At 70.3% G+C, this 19461-nt stretch carries 18 protein-coding genes and 1 tRNA gene; 4 read left to right on the top strand and 15 right to left on the bottom strand.

Features of this window, described 5'->3' with window-relative positions:
• Positions 1-4: 4 nt before the first annotated feature.
• Together ACH4YP_RS10000 and ACH4YP_RS09995 are read right to left on the bottom strand one after the other, a co-directional pair.
• Positions 5-1492 (bottom strand): aminopeptidase P family protein, encoded by a 1488-nt coding sequence (locus ACH4YP_RS10000; RefSeq protein ID WP_398490184.1) that lies wholly within the window; start codon positions 1490-1492, stop codon positions 5-7.
• A gap of 110 nt (positions 1493-1602) precedes the next feature.
• Positions 1603-3114: a PP2C family protein-serine/threonine phosphatase gene (locus tag ACH4YP_RS09995; protein WP_398490535.1), complete on the bottom strand. Its 1512-nt coding sequence runs from the start codon at positions 3112-3114 to the stop codon at positions 1603-1605.
• A 471-nt stretch (positions 3115-3585) separates the two neighbouring features.
• Here ACH4YP_RS09995 and ACH4YP_RS09990 point away from each other — a divergent pair, with 471 nt between their 5' ends.
• Positions 3586-4251, top strand: coding sequence for a bifunctional DNA primase/polymerase (locus tag ACH4YP_RS09990; RefSeq protein WP_055613955.1), 666 nt, complete (start codon positions 3586-3588; stop codon positions 4249-4251).
• Positions 4252-4387: 136 nt separating this feature from the next.
• Positions 4388-4966 (top strand): hypothetical protein, encoded by a 579-nt coding sequence (locus ACH4YP_RS09985; RefSeq protein ID WP_398490183.1) that lies wholly within the window; start codon positions 4388-4390, stop codon positions 4964-4966.
• 244 nt (positions 4967-5210) lie between these two features.
• On the opposite strand, the gene ACH4YP_RS09980 is transcribed toward ACH4YP_RS09985, so the two are convergent.
• From ACH4YP_RS09980 to ACH4YP_RS09970, 3 genes are all read right to left on the bottom strand, one after another.
• Positions 5211-6176: a DUF5926 family protein gene (locus ACH4YP_RS09980; protein ID WP_361059489.1), complete on the bottom strand. Its 966-nt coding sequence runs from the start codon at positions 6174-6176 to the stop codon at positions 5211-5213.
• A 405-nt stretch (positions 6177-6581) separates the two neighbouring features.
• Entirely contained in the window at positions 6582-7211 is a 630-nt protein-coding gene (locus ACH4YP_RS09975; RefSeq protein ID WP_361059492.1) for an ATP-binding protein, read from the bottom strand.
• A 120-nt stretch (positions 7212-7331) separates the two neighbouring features.
• Entirely contained in the window at positions 7332-8144 is an 813-nt protein-coding gene (locus ACH4YP_RS09970) for a glycerophosphodiester phosphodiesterase (protein ID WP_361059495.1), read from the bottom strand.
• A 279-nt stretch (positions 8145-8423) separates the two neighbouring features.
• On the opposite strand from ACH4YP_RS09970, the gene ACH4YP_RS09965 reads away from it, so the two are divergent.
• Together ACH4YP_RS09965 and ACH4YP_RS09960 are read left to right on the top strand one after the other, a co-directional pair.
• Positions 8424-9920, top strand: coding sequence for a S1C family serine protease (locus ACH4YP_RS09965; RefSeq protein ID WP_398490182.1), 1497 nt, complete (start codon positions 8424-8426; stop codon positions 9918-9920).
• 41 nt (positions 9921-9961) lie between these two features.
• Positions 9962-10048: transfer RNA gene (locus tag ACH4YP_RS09960), tRNA-Ser, on the top strand.
• A gap of 155 nt (positions 10049-10203) precedes the next feature.
• On the opposite strand, the gene ACH4YP_RS09955 is transcribed toward ACH4YP_RS09960, so the two are convergent.
• The 10 genes from ACH4YP_RS09955 to ACH4YP_RS09910 all read right to left on the bottom strand — a co-directional run bounded on the left by ACH4YP_RS09955 (position 10204) and on the right by ACH4YP_RS09910 (position 19434).
• The gene (locus tag ACH4YP_RS09955) at positions 10204-11595 is read right to left on the bottom strand and encodes a tyrosine-type recombinase/integrase (protein ID WP_398490181.1); all 1392 of its coding nucleotides are present in this window, start codon (positions 11593-11595) and stop codon (positions 10204-10206) included.
• Between the two features lie 72 nt (positions 11596-11667).
• On the bottom strand, positions 11668-11856 hold the full coding sequence (locus ACH4YP_RS09950) for a helix-turn-helix domain-containing protein (RefSeq protein WP_217457206.1): 189 nt from the start codon (positions 11854-11856) through the stop codon (positions 11668-11670).
• 199 nt (positions 11857-12055) lie between these two features.
• Entirely contained in the window at positions 12056-13201 is a 1146-nt protein-coding gene (locus tag ACH4YP_RS09945) for a DUF3631 domain-containing protein (protein WP_398490180.1), read from the bottom strand.
• Positions 13198-13545, bottom strand: coding sequence for a hypothetical protein (locus tag ACH4YP_RS09940; protein ID WP_398490179.1), 348 nt, complete (start codon positions 13543-13545; stop codon positions 13198-13200). Before ACH4YP_RS09940 ends, ACH4YP_RS09945 begins: the two co-directional genes overlap by 4 nt.
• Positions 13542-14450, bottom strand: a complete 909-nt coding sequence (locus ACH4YP_RS09935) for a bifunctional DNA primase/polymerase (protein ID WP_398490178.1) — start codon at positions 14448-14450, stop codon at positions 13542-13544. Before ACH4YP_RS09935 ends, ACH4YP_RS09940 begins: the two co-directional genes overlap by 4 nt.
• Positions 14451-14537: 87 nt before the next feature.
• Positions 14538-15809: a DNA cytosine methyltransferase gene (locus ACH4YP_RS09930; protein WP_398490177.1), complete on the bottom strand. Its 1272-nt coding sequence runs from the start codon at positions 15807-15809 to the stop codon at positions 14538-14540.
• Positions 15810-15896: 87 nt separating this feature from the next.
• Complete coding sequence (locus tag ACH4YP_RS09925) at positions 15897-16217, bottom strand: hypothetical protein (RefSeq protein ID WP_398490176.1); 321 nt, start codon at positions 16215-16217, stop codon at positions 15897-15899.
• An 11-nt stretch (positions 16218-16228) separates the two neighbouring features.
• A complete protein-coding gene (locus ACH4YP_RS09920) occupies positions 16229-16537 on the bottom strand; it encodes a hypothetical protein (protein ID WP_398490175.1) in 309 nt (102 codons plus the stop codon).
• A 203-nt stretch (positions 16538-16740) separates the two neighbouring features.
• Entirely contained in the window at positions 16741-18858 is a 2118-nt protein-coding gene (locus ACH4YP_RS09915; protein ID WP_398490174.1) for an FtsK/SpoIIIE domain-containing protein, read from the bottom strand.
• Between the two features lie 21 nt (positions 18859-18879).
• Positions 18880-19434, bottom strand: coding sequence for a hypothetical protein (locus tag ACH4YP_RS09910; protein WP_398490173.1), 555 nt, complete (start codon positions 19432-19434; stop codon positions 18880-18882).
• Positions 19435-19461: the final 27 nt, after the last annotated feature.

The following is a 19461-nucleotide window of genomic DNA, read 5'->3' as shown; positions in this document are numbered from 1 at the left end:
GATGTCAGCCCTTGAGGGACGCCATCCATGCCTCGACCTCGTCCGACCGGCGAGGCAGTCCGGCGGACAGGTTCCGGTTGCCGTCCTCCGTGACGAGGATGTCGTCCTCGATGCGGACACCGATGCCCCGGTACTCCTCGGGCACGGTCAGGTCGTCCGCCTGGAAGTACAGCCCCGGCTCGACGGTCAGGCACATGCCCGGCTCCAGAGTGCCGTCCACGTACGTCTCGACGCGCGCGGCCGCGCAGTCGTGGACGTCCATGCCGAGCATGTGGCCGGTGCCGTGCAGCGTCCAGCGACGCTGCAGCCCCAGCTCCAGAACGCGCTCCACGGGGCCCTCGACGAGCTCCCACTCGACCAGCTTCCGGGCCAGCACGCGCTGCGAGGCGTCGTGGAAGTCTCGGTACTTGCCGCCCGGCTGCACGGCCGCGATACCGGCCTCCTGGGCCTCGTACACGGCGTCGTAGATCTTCTTCTGGATCTCGCTGTACGTGCCGTTGACCGGCAGCGTGCGCGTGACGTCGGCGGTGTAGAGCGTGTGGGTCTCCACGCCCGCGTCGAGCAGGAGCAGGTCTCCGGAGCGCACGGGGCCGTCGTTGCGCACCCAGTGCAGCGTGCACGCGTGCGGTCCGGCGGCGCAGATGGAGCCGTACCCGACGTCGTTGCCCTCGACCCGCGCGCGCAGGAAGAACGTGCCCTCGATGTAGCGCTCGGAGGTGGCCTCCGCCTTGTCGAGGACCTTCACCACGTCCTCGAAGCCGCGGACCGTCGAGTCGACGGCCTTCTGCAGCTCACCGGCCTCGAACTCGTCCTTGACCAGCCGGGCCTCGGAGAGGAAGACGCGCAGTTCCTCGTCGCGCTCGGCGGTCACCTTGTCGGTGAGCGCCGCCTCGACGCCGGCGTCGTAGCCGCGCACGGCCCGCACCGGGCCGGTCGCCTCGCGCAGCGCGTCGGCGAGTTCACGGACGTCGGAGGCCGGGATGCCGTACAGCTGCCCGGCCTCGGTCAGGGAGTGGCGGCGGCCGACCCACAGCTCGCCCTGGCCGGAGAGCCAGAACTCGCCGTTCTCACGGTCGGAGCGCGGCAGCAGGTAGATCGTGGCCTTGTGGCCGTTCGTCGCCGGCTCCAGCACGAGGACGCCGTCCTCGGTCAGGTTGCCGGTCAGGTACGCGTACTCGACCGAGGCACGGAAGGGGTACTCCGTGTCGTTCGAGCGGGTCTTCAGGTTGCCCGCCGGGATCACCAGGCGCTCGCCCGGGAAGCGCGCGGAGAGCGCGGCGCGGCGGGCGGCGGTGTACGCGGCCTGCGGGATCGGCTCCAGGCCGTGCAGCTCGGTGTCGGCCCAGCCGGACTTCATGCTCTCGGCCAGCTCGTCGGACACGCCCGGGTACAGGCCGTTCTTGCGCGGCTTGATCGGCTTCTCTTCATCCGCCTGGTCGGCGTCATCGTCAAGCACAGCTTCCGGGGTCTCCGGGTTGAGCGCCTCCGACACGGTCTGCCTCCTCGATACGACTCTGGACGCCCTCCATCGTACGGTCGTACGGAAGGACGCCCAGGGCCGGAAGACCTGTCACGCGGGGCTCGCCCGAAGGTGCGGGACGCTCACTCGAAGCGTGCCGCCAGGAGCACCACGTCCTCGTCGCTGTCGGCGACGTCGAGTCCGTCCGGCAGCACACTGCGCAGGACGTGGTCGGCGACCGCGCCCGGGTCGGTGCGCAGCGCCCGGGGCACGGACGCGGCGGCCGCGTGCAGCCGCGAGAAGGCACGGTCCATGGGGTCGCCGGTGCGGTGCAGCAGCCCGTCCGTGTAGAGCAGAACCGTCTCTCCGGCCTCGGCCTGGAACTCCACGCTCGGCGCCTCCCAGCAGGCGAGCATCCCCAGGGGCGCCGACAGCGACGTCTCCACGTACTCCGTGCGCCGCTCGCCGATCACCAGCGGCGGGCTGTGCCCGGCCCCGGCGAGCGTGATCTTGCGCAGCGCGGGCTCGCAGTACGCGAACAGGGCGGTGGCGGAACGGGCGGGCTCGGTCAGCCGCAGCAGCAGTTCGAGGTCGGACAGGACGGCGACCGGGTCCTCGCCCTCCATCACCGCGTACGCCCTCAGGGAGGCTCTCAGCCGGCCCATCGCGGCGACCGCGCTGGGCCCCGAACCGGTGACGGACCCGACCGCGAGGCCGAGCGCGGCGTCGGGCAGCGGCAGCGCGTCGTACCAGTCGCCGCCGCCGCGCGGCCCCGTGCGGTGCCGGGCGGCGAGCTGGACGCCGGAGACGCGGGGCAGCCGCGAGGGGAGCAGCTCCTCGGAGATGGTCGCCATACACGCGCGCGTGCGGTCCAGTTCCACCAGCCGGGCCAGGTGCTCGGCCGCATAGCGCGCGTACAGGCCCACCAGGTGCCGCTGGCGCTCGACGGGCTCGGCCGGCTCGTCGTACAGCCACACGGCGGCGCCCAGGCGGCCCGCCGCCTCCGTGGACAGCGGGAGCGCGTAGCTCGCGGCGTAGCCGAGGCGGGCGGCGACCTCGCGGTGGCGCGGGTCGAGGCCGTCCTCGGAGAGAAGGTCGGGCTGGGCGATCTCGCCCTCGCCTCCGGGGAGCCCGTCGAGGATCTTCCCGTACGACATGGCGCTGCGCGGGACGGTCTCGATGTGGCCGAGATCGGCTCGGGCCAGACCCAGGCCGATGGTGGTGTCCGGGCCGAGTCCGTCGCCCGGTTCCAGGACCACGAGACCGCGGCGGGCGCCCACGAGAGCGGCTCCGGCGCGCAGCAACTCCTGGAGCGCGTCCGGCAGCGCGGCGGTGCGCGCCAGGCGCTCGGTCAGTTCGTGCAGAGTGGTGAGATCAGAGACCCAACCTGCGAGTCTGTCCTGGAGAACGGCCCCGGGGGCGTGTGGAGAAGTGGTCGAAGAGGTACCCGGGGCGGCAGGCGCGGGCGCGACAGTGTGTGTGGGCGATGGAACCGTTGAATCGATTCCGGCCACTTTCGGGAGGTGAGGGGCGTTCATGGCGTCCGGCTTTCCGACCGGTGCGTATTGCTCAATAGCATCGCAAACCCCCATGTCATTCTGCGCCGCTAGCAGTGTCTCCACATGTACACGCACTCGTGAGGGGATGTCCAGCATTGTCCTGCCGGGATTCCTGGTGTCCATGGGACCGTTGCGGAAATGCAAAGTTGGCTTAAAACTGACTCGAGTCTCGGCGTATTGAGGTCGACTGGCCTTGTTCGACGGAGCGTCACAGCGGTCGTGATGGGTACGTACTCGGTGAAGGCCAGGGGTGGTTGGGATCTCCCGGAACCTGGCGGCGGACCCGGGCGTCTTAACCACCGACGACCGTGCCCCATCCTCCCGTGGCGGAGGCGGCGAGAAATACGCGGGACGGCAAACGCCAGGCTCCGCCACCCCACGCCATGCCCGTGCTTTTGCCAGACGCAGTATGGACACGGACGCAGCCCAACGCTCGACCCATACGGGTTCCCCTTGTCTCGGACGGGGGTGTGATGCGCCAGTAGGTACGCACAGTGAAGTGATCGACACATGGTGTGATGTGGTCCTCGGTGTTGCCAGGCGTGCAACGGAAAGGAACGAGCGCTCATGCGCGAGATCCTCGGAAAGCGACGCAGGCTCCTGTCCAAGCGAAACGGCGGACAGCCTGAGATGCTCGGCGCGGCCCTGACCTTCGCGACCGCATGGCAGTGGCCCGTACTCCCGGGAGTGGCGGCGGACCCGCAGGGGCGGGCCCGATGCGCGTGCCCCGACCCGGAATGCACAGTGCCCGGTGCCCATCCCTTCGACCCCGGCCTCCTCGCGGCCACCACCGATGAGCGGATGGTGCGCTGGTGGTGGACGAACCGGCCAACGGCGCCGATCATCCTGGCCACCGGGGACAAGGCTCCTTGCGCGGTGAGCCTGCCGGCGCTCGCCGCGTCCCGCGCGCTCCTCGCGCTCGACCACATGGGGATGCGCCTCGGCCCCGTGATCGCGTCCCCGACGCGCTGGGCCCTGCTCGTGAAGCCGTACTCCCTGGAGCAGCTCGGCGAGTTGCTCTACGCCCAGGACCACGTTCCGGGCTCGCTGCGCTTCCACGGAGAGGGCGGCTATGTGGCGCTGCCCCCGTCCGAGACGGGCCAGGGCCAGCTCCGCTGGGAGCGGGCTCCGCTGCCCGGCTCGGCCGCCCCCTGGGTGCCCGACGTCGAGGCGGTCGTGGACGCCGTGGTGGAGGCCCTCACCCGTACGGGTGTGAGCGCCCCCGAGTTGTAGGGATACCGGGCGCGCGGCGAGCCGCGCGCCCGCCCTCGCTCGTTATGTTCCTTTCATGCTGCGTCACTCCCGGGGACGACGAGCCCCAGGCCCTCGAAGAGTCCGCCCGATCGCGCTGGCGGGCGTGGTAGCGCTCATGGCCGCGCTGCCACTGGCCGTGGCCTCCGCGGGACCTGTGGGTGACAAGGATTCCGCGACCACACGGACCTCCGACGACGACTCACGCGCGTCCGACGACGCCGTACGCGCCTCGGGCGCCCGTGTTTCCGACGACGCGCCTGCTGGCGCCGCCGGGCACGCCGGCGCACTCCAGGCGCCCGAGCCCCGTTCCGCGCCCTCCGAGAGCCCCCTGACGCTCGGCCTGGGCCTCGCCACCGCCGCGCGCTGCGGTCCCGAACTCGCGTCCCCCGACGGCATCGAGGCACAGACCTGTGTGCTGACCCAGGGGGAGGACACCTGGGCACGTACGTACTACCGCAACGCGACCGGCGACGATCTCACGTCCGTACTGACCCTCATGGGGCCCGCGGACCGCACCGTACGGATGCACTGCGCCGTGGGCGCGGACGACGAGCCGGGGGTGTGCGAGACACCGCGGGAGCGCACGACGGGGGACGCGGGCGCGTACACGGCGGTCGTGGAGTTCGCGGAGGGGGCCGAGGGGCCGCTGTTGTTGCGCTCGGGGAGCAACTCACCTGCACAGAACGCGCGTTGAGGCTTTCGTCGGCAGGGGACCCGAACCCGGGAATGAGAAGACCCGGTTGCTGGCGACGGGGGATGCACCAGCAACCGGGCTAATGGAACGGTAACAAGAGATCGGCTGTTCGCAAATTCGATCTCGGCTATTCGGACACCGACTTCCCTGCCGCAACGGGGAGTTGTGACAGGAGTCACCCGGTCCACGACCCTGTCGGCCGACTGAGTTGGTCGGCCAGTCCCGCCTGGGTGTCGGCTGTGCCTCAGCTGAGCGTGACCTGCCGGTTGGTGAGGCCGCCGCGCGCCCGGCGCTCGTCCGGCGTGAGCGCTTCGTCCGAGGCCAGCGCGCCGGCGAGGCGCTCGGCGAACTCGGTGGCCGGCTTCTCGACATCCTCCGCCGTGACGCCGGTCGGCAGGTCCCAGACCGGCACCGTGAGGCCGTGGGCACGGAAGGAACCCACGAGACGGGTGCCGTCGCCGAGGCTCGACCGGCCCGCGGCGTGCAGCCGGGCGAGCGCGTCCAGAAGCTGCTCCTCCGGATGCGGCATGACCCAGCGCAGGTGGTTCTTGTCGGGCGTCTCGCACCAGTACGCGGCGTCGACACCCGCGAGCTTCACGGTCGGGATGGCGGCGGCGTTGGCCCGCTCCAGGGAGGCGGTCACCTCCGTGGTCGCGTTCTGCGCGTCCGGAACCCAGAATTCGAAGCCCGGGTGCACAACTGGCTCGAACGCGCCTTCGGGGTCGAGGAGGTCCTGCAGCCGCGGTCCGTCGGCCGGGGCGCGACGGCCCTGGACCGGAGTGCCGGGCTCCGCGATGAGGGCGCGCGCGAGCGTGTCGGCCAGGTCACGGCTGATGTCACCGGACGCGGTGTCGTTCTGCAGCCCGATCAGGACCGAGCCGTCTTCGCGGCGCAGCGCGGGCCACGCCATCGGCAGCACCGTCGCGAGCGTCACCGACGGGACGCCCTCCGGGAGCGCCTCCTTCAGATGCAGCTCGACGGTGGCCGCGGGCACCAGCTCGCGCAGCGCGACCCAGTCGGCCTCGCCCGCCAGCGCTTCGAAGGGGCGGTGCACCAGCTCGGTCACGGCGTGCGCGGCGGCCCGTCCGTGGCAGGCCTTGTAACGGCGGCCGCTGTTGCATGGGCAGGGCTCGCGCGCCCCGACGACCGGGATCTCTCCATCCGTCAGCTGAGGCTGCTTGGCCTTCGTCTGGGGTCGCTTCTTGGCCATCGTGGATGTCTCCCGGTTACGGCTCGACTCGTACGGGCGCGAGCCTAGCCGCTCGTACGGGGAGCCACGGGACCCTGTGGACAACGTGCCGGGTCGTCCCGGAAGCGGTGATTCGGTTCGTCCTTGAACCAGTGCTTGCGTCTGCTTTAGGTTGCTTCAGGTTGTTTCGGAACAGTTCGTCCTGGGTTCGGGTTGTCCGGGGTTCGCGTCGTCCTGGGTTCGGATCGCTCCGGGGGCGGCGGACTCCCGGCCCGGACCGATCTCGGTCCAGGTCGTCCCCGGGATCGTCTCCTCGTGCGCCGGCTCGGGGCGTCCCCGACTCGGGCCGCTGTCGTCTCGGGCTGCTGTCGGTTCAGGGGTTCCCCGGCTCGGAAAGCGATCCGCCCAGGTCGTCCTCGGTCCAGCTCAGTCCATGCCGTCGAAAGCGTTCCCGAAGTCGAGGTCGGGTATCGCGGACACCGACGGGGCCGTCACGCGCGCGGCGAAGTCGTCGCGGCGATGTCCGGCGTGCGCGTCCTTGTGCACGACCACCCACACCGTGACCTCACCGCGGGCGTCGTCCCGGACGCCCCAGTCGTCGGCCAGCGCCGTGATGATGTTCAGCCCGCGGCCGCCGCGTGCGGTGACCGAGGGTGTGGCCGGAACCGGACGGGTCGGACCGCCGCCGTCCGTCACCTCGACAGTGAGTCTGCCGGTCGGTTCGACACGCCACGCGGCCCGGACGTCGCCGTCCCCCGCCAGTGCGTCACCCAACGGCCTGCCGTGTCGGCAGGCGTTGCTCAATAGTTCGGAAAGGATCAATACGGCATCGTCGATGACCGTTTCCGCCACACCGCCGGTGCGCAGTTGAACCCGCATCCGGTGCCTTGCTTCCCCCACGCCCGCAGGGCCATGGGGTACGGCCATGCTCGACGACGTGGGCACCTCCTGTGCCACCACCAACGCCACCCCCGAGACCTCCTTTGCCCCACGCCACGGTGTGAATGCCCCCCTGGACTGGACCGGAAACCGGCCAATGCACGTGCAGTGACGCACTCGTAACGATCGAATACGGACCGAACGCGCCGGAGCACTCCCTGTAATCGCGTGGCCTGAATTCGACGGTGTGGCCGAGGTGCGGGGGTAGCTGAACGAGGGACCCCGCAGGGCCCCAGGTCAGCGGCCCAGCTGGTGGAGCACCGCGCGCGGGCGGTTGGTGATGATGGCGTCGACGCCCAGCCCGACGCAGAGATCGACATCCTCGGGTTCGTTCACCGTCCACACGTGAACGTGATGTCCGGCACGCTTCAGGCGTTCGATGTACGCCGGGTGATTGCGGACGATGCGCATCGAGGGGCCCGCGATCCGCACACCCGCGGGCAGTCGTCCGTCGCGCAGCCGGGGTGAGACGAACTGCATGAGATAGACCGTCGGCAGCGTCGGGGACGCGGCGTGGACGCGGTGCAGCGAGCGCGCCGAGAAGCTCATGACGCGTACGGGCGACTCGGCGGCCGAGGGCGGGGCGTCCAGGCCGAAACGCTTCAGCAGTACGAGCAGGCGCTCCTCGACCTGGCCCGCCCAGCGCGTGGGGTGCTTCGTCTCGATGGCGAGCTGTACGGGGCGGCCGGCGTCGGCGACGAGTTCGAGCAGGCGTTCCAGGGTGAGGACGGACTGCTGCTCCCAGGACGGGGGCCGTTGCTGTTCCCAGTCGGGCGCTTCGTCGCGGTTCTTCCAGGAGCCGAAGTCCAGGGTGGCGAGGTCGGCGAGCTCCAGGGCGGAGACGGCGCCGCGGCCGTTGGAGGTGCGGTTGACGCGGCGGTCGTGGACGCAGACGAGATGTCCGTCCGCGGTCAGCCGAACATCGCACTCCAGGGCGTCCGCCCCGTCCTCGATCGCTTTCTCGTACGCGGCCAGGGTGTGTTCCGGGGCCTCTTCGGAGGCCCCGCGGTGGGCGACGACCTGGTTCAGGTGCTGTCGTGCGTGGGTCACCGCGTCATGGTGCCATCGCGAGTGGGTAGGCGTGAGGTCGGTGGCGTGGTACATGCGATGGTTTTGTCAGACCTGTCCGATATAAATGAAGATCCCGGAGTCACAGGCACCGCTTATGGTGCCCTGACGGCCCATGGGAAAAGCTGACGGCATACAAAAGCACATGCACAGCTGAATCGCGCCGGTTCCTGAACACACGCGGGTGGAGTCATGAACACACCTGAGTGATCGTGACCGGGCGCGACCGGAATGAACAGCCGTGGATCGAGAGGAAGAGCTGTGAGCACCGAGAACGAGGGCACTGCGGTACCCCCGGCCCCGTCTGCACCTCCCGTGCCGGTGGACACTCCTGCTGCTTCCGTGCCGCCGGAGCAGGGGGTGTCGCGGGGAACGGATCCTGTGGACCCCCACCAGGGCACGGCTCCGTCCCAGGGCCCGGCCTACCCGCAGGAGACGGGCGCTTCACAGGGAGGCACGCCGACGGCCACGTTGCCCCCGGTTCCCTCCGGGGCGCCCGGGGCCGCGGGTCCGGCACCGGAAGCGGGTGCCTGGCCGCCTCCCCCGCCGGCCACACCTTCGTACGCGAGCGGGGGTGAAGGCGGCTCGGGGGATGTCTGGGGCTCCTCGTACCAACAGCCCGCGCCCAAGCCCAAGTCCGGCGGGCGCGGCGGTCTGGTCGCCGCGGTCCTGGTGGCCGCGCTGGTCGCGGGCGGCGTGGGCGGTGGCATCGGCTTCTGGGCGGCCGACCGGAACGACGACTCCACGGGCTCCACGACGGTCGCCGCCTCCCAGAGCGGCGGCGACCTCAAGCGTGACCCGGGCACGGTCGCGACCGTGGCCGCCACGGCGCTGCCGAGCACGGTCACCATCGAGGCCGAGGGGAGCAACGGCGAGGGCGGCACGGGCACCGGCTTCGTCTTCGACACCCAGGGCCACATCCTCACCAACAACCACGTGGTGGCGGAGGCGGTGGACAGCGGCAAGCTCTCGGCGACCTTCTCGAACGGCAAGAAGTACGACGCCGAGGTGGTCGGCCACGCCCAGGGCTACGACGTCGCGGTCATCAAGCTCAAGAACGCGCCGAGCGACCTCAAGCCGTTGCGCCTCGGCAACTCCGACGAGATCGCCGTCGGCGACTCGACGATCGCGATCGGCGCGCCCTTCGGCCTGTCGAACACGGTGACCACGGGCATCATCAGCGCCAAGAACCGCCCGGTGGCCTCCAGCGACGGCAGCGCCCAGAGCAAGGCCTCGTACATGAGCGCCCTGCAGACGGACGCCTCGATCAACCCGGGCAACTCCGGCGGCCCGCTGCTGGACGCGAACGGCTCGGTGATCGGCATCAACTCCGCGATCCAGTCCTCCAGCGGCGGTGGCCTGGGCGGCACGAGCCAGTCCGGCTCCATCGGCCTGGGCTTCGCGATCCCGATCAACCAGGCGAAGACCGTCGCCCAGCAGCTGATCAAGACCGGCAAGCCCGTCTACCCGGTGATCGGCGCCTCGGTCTCCCTGGAGGAGGGCACGGGCGCGAAGATCACCGAGCAGGGCGCCAGCGGTTCGGACGCGGTCACGCCGAACGGCCCCGCCGCCAAGGCCGGCCTCAAGCCCGGCGACGTCATCACCAAGCTCGACGACCGGGTGATCGACAGCGGCCCCACCCTCATCGGCGAGATCTGGACCCACCAGCCCGGCGACACCGTCAAACTCACCTACACCCGCGACGGCAAGCAGCAGACGGCCGAAGTCACCCTGGGCCAGCGCGAGGGCGACAGCTGACCGGTTAGTCTTGTCCCCGCGCCGATCTCTCAGCGGCGCGGGGTGGGTTGCCCGAGCGGCCTAAGGGAACGGTCTTGAAAACCGTCGTCGCAGCGATGTGACCGTGGGTTCAAATCCCACACCCACCGCGCAGGTCAGACGTATTGCAGGTCAGAAGGGGTGCCGCTCTCCGGAGGGGCACCCCTTCTGTGTTCAGCCTGTCTCACCCTGAGTCGGGTTGTCCCACCCTTGACCAGTGCGTGCGGCCAACCTGTGGCCAAGAGGCAGGCGCCATAAGCCCTGGTCAGGCACCATCGGCCAGCGCGGCATCAATCATCTGGTTCGACACCGCCTGTTGGCCGCGAAGGATCTTCGCGTAAAACCGCCACAGCACGGCCGGACTGTGACCGGCACGCCGCGCCACTTCCACCGGATCGACACCCGCTTTGATCCACAGCGAGACCCCGGCGTGCCGGAGCGAGTACGGGACGTCCGCGAGTGGGGTGGCCGCTTCCTCGGGTGTGAGGGCAGCCTTTCGGGCCTGTTGCCACAGGTCGGTGTACTCGTTGGACCCGATACGACCGCCACGGGGCGCACGGAAGAGCCGACCATCTGCCGCCGTACCGAACCGGTCCAAGTGAGCGCGGAGCATCGCGACCAGCGTGGGCGGGATCGGCACGGGACGTGTGGCCTTACGCGCCCGCCGCTTCAACCCTCGTTCGTCGAACGAGCGGCCATCGTCGGTCCACCCCTTGCCGACCTCTGGTCGGCTCTGCGTGAGTACCAGCTCCCCCCAACCCTCAGCAGGGAGCTTGCAGTTCCGCCGCATGAGCGAAGCCACTTCGGACGGGCGCATAGCGGCGTAGTAGAGGCAGCCAAAGAACGCGTGCAGATGTGGGCCGCGCACGTCGGCATCCCGAACAGCGTCGATCAGCCGGCGCGTCTGCTGTGGGTCGGGCACGTACTGGAAGTCCACCTCATCCGTGGTGTCCGGCGCGGCCCAGTCGATTCGGCCCAAGGGGTTCGCAGGAAGTACTTCCCGCTCGACCGCGTACCGCATGGCGTTGCTGAAGACCATGCGCTTACGCCTCATCGTGTTGTCCGCCGCACGCTTCCCGTCCAGCCGCTTGGACAGAGCAGTCAGGGCACGGCGGATGTTGTCCGACTCGGCCACGTCGACCACCTTCAGCGAGGCGCCGGCCACCCAGTCCAGGGCACTGCGGATCTCGCGCGGAACGTCCTGATCGGCATCCTTCAGAGCCTGATGTTCCCCGCCGTCCCCGAGCGTGGCCCTGAACGCCCATCCCTGGAGAGCGCGGCGCAGGACGGCAGAGTCCGGGGCCCCACGGGAGGTAGAGACGAGAGCCACCGTCAGAGCAGTCAGGGCCTCTGCGATGCCCGCGCGATGCTTGGCGGACGCGTTGGGCCACTTCATGAGCGCGTACGCACAAGCGTGTTCGTACCAGGTCGGAGACGTCGCCTCCCGCAGCTCCGAAGCCGGGAGTCCCGTAACGACGTCGAACGCTTCACCAGCGCCAACCGCGGTGACGAGTTTCGAACGACGGGCGTCCGCGAGGGTCTTGGTAGCAAAAGGCTCTTGGCAGACCTTGCCCGCCACCGTCCAACGCACCTGGAAAGGTGCCGACTTGCTGTTGCGGCGACGGATACCCCAGATCCGTACGTTGTGGCTCTTCATTGATCACCTCATGACGGAGGGGACCGCCGGAAGCGGTCCCCTCAACGGGCGTTCGGATGATGTGGCGTCGATTCAGGCGGCGCGTTGGTCGCAGCTCGCCCACCACGCGTCCAAGTCGGCGCGGTTCACGCGGATCTCGCCGTTCGGGAGCTTCTGGAGGCGGGGGGCCTGGCCACGGGCGCGCATGCGGTAGAACGCGGCGCGGCTCATGCGGATCTCTGCGAGGACTTCACGGAGCTTGAGCTTCTGAGGGCGTGCCACGGCATGACTCCTTGGGACAGGAAGAAGGAGCGGGCGGGGGGCTCATCGGGCCCCCTTCTGAGGGGCGCTACTTCCGCTACCGCCGCTACCTCGCAGGTCAGGGGCCTTTTCGGGGTAGCGGGAAGGGGTAGCGGTAGCGGACGGGTAGCGGCGGGGTAGCGGCAACCGACGCCGGTTGCCGCTACCCCGTTGTCGCTGGTCAGGCCAGGTTTTCGGTGCCGGGTAGCGGAGGTAGCGGACTTTCCGGGGGCGGGGGGCAGTAGCGGGCCCACGCGTCCCAAAGATCAGCCGCGTAGTAGCCCTTGAGGACGCTCCCAGCGGTCTTGATGTTGCGGGAGGCGATCGGCTCCGTGTCCGCCGTCATGTACTCCGCGAGCATCTTCGACAGGCGCCGGTTGTCGAGCGGCTTACCGTGCAGATCGGCCCACGGGGCGTCATCGAGCGCGTTGAGCCGGTCCAGGATGGCGACGGTGGGCAGGCGGTCGATGCCGACCATGACGTGATCACGCAGATCAGTCAGCAGCCGAACCCCCAGACTGCCCTTGTCGTTGGCCCGTGAGGCGGTCACCAGCGTCACGCATGCCTCACGCGCCCGCTCGGGCCACTGTCCGCCGGCCGCATCGGCGATGGCGAGCAGCGATTCCCACACGTCCGCCGGCCGGTCGGAGACACCGTCCGGCATCTCCGGCCACGCACCCATGACGAACCCCCGGGCATGCTCGGCCCATTGGGCGAGCCGGTCCCGCAACGCGTGCCCCTCGGCCTCATGGAGGCGGGCACGGAAGGCTTCCACGCGTTCGTTGCGGGCCCGCCGACGCATCCGGATGATGATGGAGCGGGTCATGATCGTGTCGGGCAGGTTGCCGAGTCCGGCGACCGCGACCCCGCAGTACGAGGGGAAGGCCTGAACGGTCTGGTTCCCGCCGTCGCCGATGCACCGGTAGGTGACCCCGGTACGGCGGTGACCTGCGTTGAGGAACCCGCGCAGCTCTTCGTTGTCGCCCGCCTTGGGCCCGAAGACCGTGTCGATTTCGTCGAACAGGATCGTGGGCCGCCCGTTCGGGTTGGACACGGACCGGAACAGGGCGGCGGCGGACGCGTTCACGGCCGTCATCGGCGCCGGTACGAGGGTTTCCACGACCTCCAGCGCCCGGGACTTCCCCGACCCCGGTTCCGGGGACAGGAACGCCAACCGTGGGGTGGAGTCGAAGCAGTCGAGCAGGTGGGCGTGCGCGTCCCACAGCGCCACGGCGACGTAGGCGGCCTCGTGGGGGAAGACGTTGAAGCGGCGGTGGAAGGCTTCCACCTCGTCGAGCAGCGCGGCGCCGTCGATGGTGTCGGTCATGCGGCGGCCTTCCCTTCCTGGGGGGTGTGGAGCGGGCAGGTGTCGCGGTGTGCTTCGTGGTCGGCGATCAGGGCCCACACGTCGGCGTTTCCGGTGGCGTTGCGGTCACGGCCGCACGCGCACCACGAGGTCGCGGTGGGCGCGGCGTGGTATGGGACGCGGATGGTCAGCCATGCGATGGGGTAGCGGCCGTCTCCGGTCTGCGGGTCAGGGCGAACAGCAGTGGGGACGCCTCCGGCGACGCCCTTCGGGGCGCCTACGGCCGTCCGGGGTCCGGCAGGTTCGGCGACCTGCGGGCCGGCGGGGTGTCGGGTGGGGCTCTTAGAGGGGGGAGGGTTGGTCATGCGGCCCTGCCCCGGGGCGAGTTGTGGGTGATCGACCAGTCCAGGGCGCGGCGGATCACGTCGTCGTAGTAGCGCTGTGGCTGTGTGGCGTTGGCCCCCGCCGCTCCTCTAAGAGCCTGCTCAACCACCGGTCGGCTGAGGTCGCCGGACGCGATGAACCGTCCCAGAGCCCGTGCGGCCCTGAGCAGGGTGGCGTTGCGGGTGCCGTCGGCGGCGGTGGCCACGTTCCGCACCTCACAGTCGAGCGCTACGTCCGCATATTGGCGAGATTGCCCCGCTACGGGTCCTGTAGGGATCTGTACGGGCTTGGGGGCGGGTTGAAGGGTGCTCAGCAGCCATGCGGGCACCGGGGCCGCCACGGGGCCGCCTACGGCCTCGTAGGGTCCGGCGGGGGTGACGCTGCCCGCGGCGACGACGTAGCCGCCACGGGCGCGGGTGTCGACCAACGGGGCGATCATGCCTGCCGTGTTGGTCAGCCGTACCCCTGCCGGGGCGGTGAAGTACAGGTGCTGTCCGCCGCTCGCGGTCCGGGTCCGGTAGGTGTCGGGGACGGCGTGGCCGGTGCGCTCGCAGAGCGCCGCAAAGGTCGTCACGCCGTCAGGCGTGTCCGTACTGCTGTTGTCCTTGGGCATGTCCAGGTCGACGACGACCAGCCCGGAGGGGCCGGTGGCAATGCCGACGTTGAACGGTCCGTTCGACCAGGCCGCGCGGATGCGGTCTGGGTCGGTGGTGGCGCGCTGTTCCCACTTGGCGTGGCCGCTCGCGCACGGGCCGGTGCGGGGGCAGGACGTCTCACCGTGCAGGGCGGGCCGCTTGCTGCCGACCCGGAGCGGGAAGACGTACCAGCCGCGTTCGGCTGCGTCCAGTGCTGCGGACAGCAGCGCGGATGGGGGGTGATGGGTCATGCTGGATGCCTCCAACAGGTCTGTTGCGGACTGGTTGGCAAGGGCGGCCCCGCGTTCTTGGCGGAAGGGGGGCCGCCCTTGGCGTCTTTAGGCGATGTCCAGGGCAAGCTGTGCCGGGGCCGCCGCTTCGGGTGCGATGTCGGCGGCCAGGAGTGTGCGGTAGGCGAGGGCGGCTTGGTGGATGACGACGCCGTTGCCGAGGATTTTGAGCTGGTCGGAGCGGGACAGGCCCAGCTCCGGGCTGGTGACCCAGCCGGGATCGGCGCCCATCATCCACTCCACGAACGCCGGGGACAGCCGACGGTTTCCCTTCGTGCCCGGCTCCGTCGGCTCCGGCGCGGCGCGGCCCAGAACCTGCTCCCACCGGTGGATGGCGGGCCCGTAGTCGGTGCCGTTGGTGGCCACCCACTGTCCGTCCAGGCGCACGGCCTGTCCTGGGAGGTAGTAGCGGCCTGCCGTGTCGCGCTGATTGGGACCGCCGTGCGGTCCGTCGGACGCCTTGGGGGTGGGCAGGAGGTTCACCACCACCTCGTTCAGCGGGCGGGAGTTGGTCCCGATCAGGTTGGAGGCGCCGGACTTCCAGTCGCGTGCGGCCGGGGCGGGCAGGAGGGTGACGGCGGTGCGCAGGTTCATGCCGCCCTGGCGTTTGGGGGAGGTGCCGGGGCCGCCGGTTCCGTCGGCGGCGGCGGGGGTGGGCAGCAGCCTCAGGTGTCCTGCGGGGGAAGCAAGAAGACCACTTCGTCCTCCAGCGTGGGCCCGTGTCCGCCCGCTTTGCGCTTGTCCGGGTGCTGGGGTCCGCCGTTGCGTCCGAGCTGTGAGGTGGGGGTCTTCAGCAGCGGGATACGCGATGGCGAACCAGCGGTCGCGCCGGTGGCAGGCTCCGACTTCAGGATCTCCAGCGCGTAGGCACATCCACCTTGCGTCGTACCCGATCGCGGCCAGGTCGGCGGCGACGACGTCGAGTCCCCGGCTGCGGAGGGCCGCGACGTTTTCCAGGAAGACGAGTCGGGGTCGTAGATGGCGAACGGCTTGGGCGATGGTTTTCCAGAGTCCGGAGCGGTCACCGGCGATCCCTCCCCGAGGTCCGGCGTTGGAGATGTCCTGGCAGGGGAAACCGGCGGTGAGCGCCGCCGGGCGGGGCATCGTTGTGGCCAGGGCCGCGAAGTCGACGGCCGTGATGTCGCCCAGGTTGGGCGCGTGCGGCAGGCGCGCGGCGAGCAGCCGGGACGCGGCCGGGTCCTTCTCACCGACCAGGACGGTGGGCAGGCCGGTGACGGCTTGAACGGCCTGGTCCAGCGCGGCGGAGCCGGTGCAGAAGCTGACGTTGCCGCCCCCCGGCGGCACGACGGGATGGGTCATGCTGGATGCCTCCAACAGGTCTGTTGCGGACTGGTTGGCAAGGGCGGCCCCGCGTTCTTGGCGGAAGGGGGGCCGCCCTTGGCGTAGCTAGTTGTTCCGGGCCCAGTAGGCGTACTGCCGGCGGACGTAGGCGCGCGGGTCGCCGGTGACGTCCGCCCGGTCGGAGCCGATCAGGTACAAGGCGGCGGCCACGGCGGTCTCCGTGACGTCGCCGGGGGCGTCGGGTTCGTCCAGCAGCGCGATGCGGTCGAGCAGTGCGGCCTTGCGCAGGTAGAACTCCCGGTCCAGCGAGGTGAAGCATTCCCGTGCGGCGAGGGTGCGGGCCGTCCATCCGATCTCGCTGAGGATGCTGGGGGCGTCGGCGTAGGCCTGATCCGGCGTCGGACAGGTGATGCGGATCTCGAACATGGCTTCCTTCGCTACTTGGTGGGGCGGGCGAGTCGCAGGGTGATGCCGCCGATGCCGAGTGATCCGGCCGCGCCTCCGACGGTGGCGGCGGTCTGGGAGGCGAAGTCGAGCAGGGCGAAGAACGCGGCCACGAGGCCGAAGACGCCCATCGTCGCGGCGCCCGCGATGGCGAGCGGGTACAGGTAGTGCCGTAGCGGGCGCCCGGTCCGGTCGGTGGTCTGCACGACGATGACGACCGGTTGCCCGGTGGCTTCGGCGCGGCGCCAGTCGTCGGCGGGGATGTGCGGGGCGATGATCCCCGGCGGGTCGCGGTGGTTCATCCGGAATCCCATCTGTGGTTGGGGCAGGGAGGCGGAAGCACCCCCTTGTGGGTGCGCTGTGGAGGGGGTTTCAGGGGGCTGACCTGCGGTGCCTCCCTGCCTCCCTGGCGATCATTTGCGCAGGTCAGGTGGAGGGAGGCGGGTCAGGGAGGGGTTCAGGGAGTTCTCCCTGCCTCCCTGCCCCGCCACCGGTCGGCTCCCTGTCATCCGTCGGCGGAAGCGGAACCCTCGCTGTCGCGGTTGGCGAGGGCGCGGGCGAGGCGGTCGCGGCCGACGACCATGACGCCGTCGGACTTGTACGGCTCGGCTCCGGTCCCGTCGAGGACGCGCTTGAGGTCGATGAACGACCAGCCGCCGTAGGCGTCCGCGTTGAGCGTGCCGAGCCGGGACAGCACGTCCTTCGTGCGGACCCGCTCCGCGGTGCCGACCACGGACGCGATGTCCGCGAGCGAGTCACGGTCGGGGTCGCGGTCGATGGCGTGCAGGGTGGTGACACCGTCGCGCAGGGCCTTGGCCCGGTCGGTGATGGCCTTGGCCGCGTCGTCGTCGATGTAGTGCGTGCGCACCGTGATGGACGCCTGTCCGGCGGGAATGTCGATGCCGTCGGAAGCAACAACCAGGGTTCCCCGGTCCAGCCCCGGACGCAGCAGGTTCGGCGCGGCCCCGCCGTCAACGGCCTTGTCCCCCAGCGCCATGCGGGCCTGCGACTCGGTACCCAGGGCGAGCGAGGCGCGGGTGTGGGCGCCCTCGCGGACCAGCTTGGGAAGGTTCTGGTCGGTGGGGTCTTGGGTGCCCTGCCACATCAGGACGTTGACCGCACGCCCCTGGTTGTGGATCTTACGGACCGCCATGAAGTACCGGGAGTTGGCCTTGGCACCGCCGTAGGGCCGCTTGTCTTCGTCCTTGGCCGGGCACATGAACGCCATCTGCGCTTCGTCGACCAGCACGATCAGCGCGGGGAAGACGGTGCCGGGCGGGGCCTGGATCCGGCGGTTCATCTCCTCAACCGCACCCTCGACCATCTCGGTCACCTGGATCACGTGCTCATCCGTCGGACCCTGGATCAGGGTGGTCGCGAGCCCGTCGAACATGGCCCAGTCGCCCACGCCCTTCAGGTCGCCCATCAGGAACTGCACGGAGCGGTCCAGCGCGACCCACAGGGCGAGGGAGCGCAGGGCAACGGTCTTGCCCTGGTTGGACAGGCCCGTGATGAGCAAGTGCCGCTGGTAGAGACTGAGCGCGGCGGCATCCCCGCGCAGGTCCTGTCCCCAGGGGGCGCGGCCCTTGGCGTAGTCGGCGGTCATCGTCTCGTCCGTGACCAGCGGAGACGGCCCGATCGGCTCATCGAGCGCTCCCGAGTCGGCCACCCACAGCCGCACCGTGCGCGCGGCCTGCGGGATGGTGATGAACACCTCGTGCTCGTGCCGGGTGAGGTTCTCCGCGAGCTTGCGGCGCTTGCTCTGTACCTCGTTGGTCGCCACGCCCGAGGGCAGCGTCACGTCGACTTCCACACCGCATCCCGCGATCCGGATCGGCCCGAGCATGCTCGCGCCGGCGTCGCCCATCTCCTTGATCGCGCCCCGCAGGGCGGGCACGCCCAAATCGCGCAGGGCCTTGACCACGATCGAGGGGGTGATGGGCTCGCCCTCGCCGGAGCGGATGTTGTCGGGCAGCGCCCATGCGGGTGCGGCCTGTTGCTTGCTGCCGACGGTCCACAGGGCGAGCAGGGCGAGGAACGGGCCGATCGTGAGCGCCGGTCCCCACACCACCTGCACGATGGTGATGACCAGGCGGATGAACTCGATCACGGCCATGATCGGGGTGATCACGTCGACGATGTCCTTGTTGGCGATGGCCAGCACCACCCCGAGGGCGACCAGCGAGCCGATGCCCAGACCGGTGCCGACCAGGGCGCCCTTGGCCGCGTCGATCGGGGAGGTGAGCAGGTCCATGCGGCGGCGGTGCCGGGCGTCGCGGAAGTGCTGCAACCGCTCTTCCCACTCGCCGGCCAGTTCCATGTTCCCCGCGGCCTCGGCCGCGCGCAGGAACCGTTCGTAGCGGGCGCCGGTGCGGCCGTCCCAGGTGCGGCGGGCCACGATCCGGCCCCCGCCCCACACGTAGAGGCTGTGCCGGGCGACCGCCCGCGCACCGGTCTTGGCGCGGTCGTGCGTGACGGCGGTCTTCACGGCGCGGCCGGAGCGCACCCACAGCGGCACCAGCGGCGCGGCGGGCGCGTCGGGCACCACGGTCAGGGTGGTCACCGACGCGTCCTGAGCAGGCATTTCAGGGGTCTTGTGCAGGTGAACGACGTTGTCTGTCATGGGAGTTGGTCTCCTGACGGGTTAGGCAGCGGCGGCGGGAACGAGCTGGCCTGCGAGGTACTCGCGGCCCATTGCCTCGTGCTCTTCCTGGCGGAGCAGGCGGAGGTGTTCACGGGCGTGGCGGGGGGACTGGCGCTCGATGCCGAGGCCGGCGCGGGTGTCGCGGACGATCCGTTCGATCACGCCGGTGCGGCTGAACTGCATGGCGTGCACGAGTTCGTGCACGAGGGTTACGGCGAACTCGGCTTCGGTGGGGTGCTTGTCGGCGATGATCAGGACCAACACCGAACCGTCGGGGCGCGGGACGGCACGGGCCATTGCCTCGCGGGCGGTGTGCTTGCCGTCGCTGACCGCGCGGCGGGTCGCGCGGCGGTCCGCAGTCCCGGCGAGGGCGAGATCGGCGGCGGCGCTGAGCTCGGCCATGCCGCGCTCGGTGGTGAGGGTGACCTCAACGTCGGGCATGCGGCCGGGCACTGACCGGTTGACGATCCGTACGGCCTCGATGGTGAGGCGCTTTGCGGTGCGCAGGGTGGCGCCGTATCCGGGCAGCTTGTGGGTGCTCACGGTGGTCTTCACACGTGTCTCCGTCTCGAAGATTTCCGC

Origin of the sequence: Streptomyces sp. NPDC020747 (assembly GCF_044334695.1) — a bacterium.
Taxonomy (GTDB): domain Bacteria; phylum Actinomycetota; class Actinomycetes; order Streptomycetales; family Streptomycetaceae; genus Streptomyces.
Note: the sequence above shows the minus strand (reverse complement) of the source record. Positions and strands in the feature narration are given on the sequence as shown.